This is a genomic window from Litoribacter populi (assembly GCF_007483685.1).
Lineage (GTDB): Bacteria > Bacteroidota > Bacteroidia > Cytophagales > Cyclobacteriaceae > Litoribacter > Litoribacter populi.
The window spans coordinates 1-4500 of record NZ_VMKN01000005.1 but is presented as its reverse complement, the minus strand read 5'-3'; the positions used below and the strand labels follow the sequence as shown (position 1 = coordinate 4500).

6 protein-coding genes are annotated in these 4500 nt (G+C 42.3%); all 6 read left to right on the top strand.

Going from position 1 to position 4500, the window contains the following annotated elements; all coding sequences use genetic code 11:
- Positions 1-1382 (top strand): T9SS type B sorting domain-containing protein (locus FPL27_RS19635; RefSeq protein WP_143962944.1); only part of this gene is annotated, 1382 nt, incomplete at its 5' end.
- An 858-nt stretch (positions 1383-2240) separates the two neighbouring features.
- The gene (locus FPL27_RS19630) at positions 2241-3896 is read left to right on the top strand and encodes a YDG domain-containing protein (protein WP_143962943.1); all 1656 of its coding nucleotides are present in this window, start codon (positions 2241-2243) and stop codon (positions 3894-3896) included.
- A gap of 3 nt (positions 3897-3899) precedes the next feature.
- Complete coding sequence (locus FPL27_RS19920; protein WP_185974433.1) at positions 3900-4025, top strand: YDG domain-containing protein; 126 nt, start codon at positions 3900-3902, stop codon at positions 4023-4025.
- Between the two features lie 3 nt (positions 4026-4028).
- The gene (locus FPL27_RS19915; protein ID WP_185974433.1) at positions 4029-4154 is read left to right on the top strand and encodes a YDG domain-containing protein; all 126 of its coding nucleotides are present in this window, start codon (positions 4029-4031) and stop codon (positions 4152-4154) included.
- Positions 4155-4157: 3 nt separating this feature from the next.
- Complete coding sequence (locus FPL27_RS19910; protein ID WP_185974433.1) at positions 4158-4283, top strand: YDG domain-containing protein; 126 nt, start codon at positions 4158-4160, stop codon at positions 4281-4283.
- Positions 4270-4500 (top strand): YDG domain-containing protein (locus tag FPL27_RS20325; protein ID WP_394348534.1); only part of this gene is annotated, 231 nt, incomplete at its 3' end. The genes FPL27_RS19910 and FPL27_RS20325, both read left to right, overlap by 14 nt.

The window sequence follows — 4500 nt, the reverse complement described above, 5'->3', positions numbered from 1 at the left end:
CCGGAAATGTATATAATATAACAGCACAGTACATTCCGATCTCAAATAATCTTCAAGGTTCTATTACTACTAACTCTGCCGAAGTAAACGTCCTCAACGCCACAGTTACCTCAAGCGTAGCCGAAAACGGAAAAGGAAATGTTGTAGTATTCGAAGGGGCGGCTTCTTCATTTGGCTTGCCTTCCAGCACCACTTTAACTGCATCCTTTACACCTTCTTTAGCCAATGTGTCCTATAAATGGTGGTATGTAGAAAATGGGGTCAGGAAGACTGTAACGAATAATGGTTCTACTTTAAAAGTAAATGCATCCGGTGACTTTGTAAGGGAGTATGATGTGGAAATCTCCAACAACGGAGTCTGTGCTGCAAGTGCCACCTTCAAGGTGATTTCAGTGGAAGCCTCTTGTGGCAATGGCGGCAATAAGGTTCAGGTGTGTCAAGTGCCTCCTGGAAATCCAAATGCTCGTAAAACCATTTGCGTTAATGCCAATGCAGTACAAGCACTATTAGCCAATTCTGATTCCTTCATCGGAAGCTGCAACGTTTCCTACAGAGAAGGTGAAGAGCCTGGTTTCGAAGATGCAACCCAACTGCTCGGCGACTTGGTAACTGTTTCTTGGAAGACCTCCTTTGAAGAACTGCAGACTAGCTTGAACAAAATCGGCAGTGAGCTGATGAATGGCGAAAATGCTCAAATTAAGTGGTTCAGCAATGGCTACGATCCAATTGTTGCAGGATTCTATGAGATCAACGGTGAGGTGATTAGCGTCAATGCAAGAAATATTGGATCCATTATTATCCCGATACTTGTAGAGGACAAAGCCCTTCCAACTAACATCCTCCTGAGCAGTGAAGTTATTGCTAAAGGTATCACAGCCGGATCTTCAATTGCGGATCTGACCACTGTGGATGAGGCGGATGATGTTCATGAGTATGCTTTGGATAACGGCTTGTTGGACAACAGCTTCTTCAGCATCGCAAACGGAAGACTTATCTGGAACAGCACCGAAAGTGTAAACAGCAGAATTAGCTATCAGGTAGCCATCCAATCCACCGATAGGGTAGGCAACATGATCAGCAGAAATTTCATGCTGTATGCAGAAAAATCAGGTCTGGATAAACTCGAAATCTTCAACACCTTTACACCGGACAATGACGGGGTAAACGACACTTGGGGAGTAGAGGAATTGAAAGCCTACCAAAACATCCGTATCACAATCTTTGACCGAGGTGGCAAGCAGGTGTTCCAAACTGATGATGCAAAAGTACAGTGGGACGGAACCCATCAGGGCAGAGCATTACCGGTAGGTGCTTACTTTTATGTCATCGAAACAGGGCATGGAGATATGAGGAGAGGTACCTTAAATTTGTTGAGGAAGTAGAAGGACAAAAAAGGGCAGATGGCAAAGGCTATCTGCCCTTTAATTGCTGATGGTAAAGGTTTAATATGGAGAATCTAACTTCTTGCAAACGCAACCACAATAACTGACAGGATTAGTAGAAAACCCAATAAAAAAGCAATTCCCCCGCATGGTTGCCAGAAGGCTACCGATCTAAATCCGAAGAAGGTCCGAAAATGGTATGGGTTTATACCCTTTGTTCAATCCTTTCCATGATCCGAGCACCGTAGATGAGGCAGATGATGTGCATGAATATGGCCTGGACAGCAGCTTCCTCAGTATCGTAAACGGAATTCTAATCTGGAACAGCACCACCTTTACTTGTATTTGTCCAATCCCATGTCCCTGGTTTATTTTAACACGAAACTGGTCTTCAACAGTCTGGCTAATTGTTTCTAAACGATTACTACCGAAAAGTATACAAAGGAACTGCTGAATTTCTTACGGGACGGACGATGGTGTGGGAGGTCGACACTAATCCCGCTAATCTACCAAGTGATTGAGCTCCACAATTTTAGGGCCAATTGAAAAAAGGACCTTATTTAGAAAATTAATTGAGGGATTGTAAAAGTTCTGTTTTTTATTTGAAAAAGAATATAATTGTTAAGAGTTAAATTTTTTCACCTATTTATGGCTTTTTTTATCTTTATTTTGTGTCGTAATATTAACCGATTAAAATTAATTAATCGGTTAAATTTATTCAAACAGCATTTTAGTCTTTACATATTGCATTTTAAAGTATATTTTTATTACAAAGATCCTGTGATTTTTTCAGGTTTTCATATGGCTCATTTTTTATAAGGCAAAAAAAAATCTACAAATTCCTAATTTTTATATCCAATGAAAAGAATTTTACTCTTTCTCTTCTGTGTCTGGTGGGCAGCAGCTGCCCATGCACAGACGCCGGCCTATCCAGTCGGCAGCGAACCCACGGTAGTCTCCGATAAGGACGACTATGCACCAGGGGAGGTCGCCATTATCACGGGGTCCGGGTGGACCCTGGACACTTCGGTGCGGATCCATATTGATGAGGAACCGCATTATGATCATCATAATGATTTCGACATCCAGGTCCGTGAAGACGGAAGCTGGATGTTGGAGTTTCCGATTGATGAGAGGCATTTGGGTGTGGCTTTTCATTTGGAGGTTACGGGAAATGTGACGGGGTATGTGGCAGAGACGTTTTTTACGGATGGCAATGTCACCTTCTCAGTAGGTGGGTTACCTTCAGGTGCATCAGCAAATGTTTCCTATCAATATACCCAGGCTACTGGGCAGCCTACAGCAATAACTGGAAGTGATAATACTGTTTTTACTATTGCTTCAAGAAATAACAATGATGTGTTTTTTTCTTATCCCGAAACGATAACTTATGATAATGAAAAATATAATCTTTCGTCTGTAGTTGTTTCTCAAGGAACCTTACAATCTGGTAATAGTCTATATGATTTTAGATATAATTCACCATCCCAAGCTAGAACAATTACCGGAAATTATATATTATGTCCAAAACCAACAATTGAACCAGTACTAGGTCAGACTGTTATATATGGAACAAATACGGAGTTTATCGTTTCTTCAAATAGTACAAGTTCTCTAACCCATCAATGGCAAGTTGACTCGGGAAACGGTTTTGAAAACATTCCAAGTGGAGGGATTTATTCTGGAGTTAATGCTGCCACTTTAAGCTTGACTAAGCCTACAGTGGCTATGTCTGGTTATAAATATAGAGTTGTTGTTGCAAATGACTGCGGAGAAGTCACTAGTGATGGTACTGCGACTTTAACTGTAAATGCTAAAGAGGTATTTGGGGCTTTTACAGTAGAAAACAAAACCTATGACGGGACTACAGAGGCAGAAGTACTTACAAGAACCTTAAATGGAGTTTTGGACAGTGATGAAGTTGCTTTGATCGGCGGAACAGCTGGTTTTGCAGACAAGAACGTTGATAATGACAAAGTAGTCACTCCTTCAGGTATGGTATTATCAGGAAATGATGCAGATAATTACACCCTTACTACCATTGGAACTGCTACTGCTGACATTACTCCTGCTACCCTTGTGATCGGTATATCTGCCCAGGACAAGGTTTATGACGGCAATGTCACTGCCTCTACCACAGCTTCTATCTCAAGCGGTCTTATTTCTGGTGACGATGTAGACGTGAGCTCCAACAACGGTGAGTTTGACGACAAGAATGTGGGCAATGACAAGGAAGTGACTGCTGATGTGGCCAAGTCCGGATCGGATGCTGGCAACTATATTGCGAACGCCACAGCTATTGCCCAGGCCGATATTACGCCTGCACAACTAGTGATCGGCATCTCTGCTGAAGATAAAGTTTATGATGGCAAGGTCACTGCCTCTACCACAGCTTCGATCTCAAGCGGTCTTATTTCTGGTGACGATGTAGACGTGAGCTCGACCAACGGTGAGTTTGACGATAAGAATGTAGGTACTGACAAGGAAGTGACCGCCTCGTATAACTTCGTATAATGTATGCTATACGAAGTTATTACGCTTATTTCTGGTGACGATGTAGACGTGAGCTCGACCAACGGTGAGTTTGACGATAAGAATGTAGGTACTGACAAGGAAGTGACCGCCTCGTATAACTTCGTATAATGTATGCTATACGAAGTTATTACGCTTATTTCTGGTGACGATGTAGACGTGAGCTCGACCAACGGTGAGTTTGACGATAAGAATGTAGGTACTGACAAGGAAGTGACCGCCTCGTATAACTTCGTATAATGTATGCTATACGAAGTTATTACGCTTATTTCTGGTGACGATGTAGACGTGAGCTCGACCAACGGTGAGTTTGACGATAAGAATGTAGGTACTGACAAGGAAGTGACCGCCTCGTATAACTTCGTATAATGTATGCTATACGAAGTTATTACGAACAGCTGATATTACACCAGCTACTCTTGTGATCGGTATATCTGCTGAAGATAAAGTTTATGACGGCAATGTCACAGCCACTACCTCTGCTAGCATTACTAGCGGCCTTGTTTCAGGCGATGAGGTTGATGTGAGCTCGAACAACGGTGAGTTTGACGACAAGAATGTAGGTACTGACAAGGAAGTGACCGCC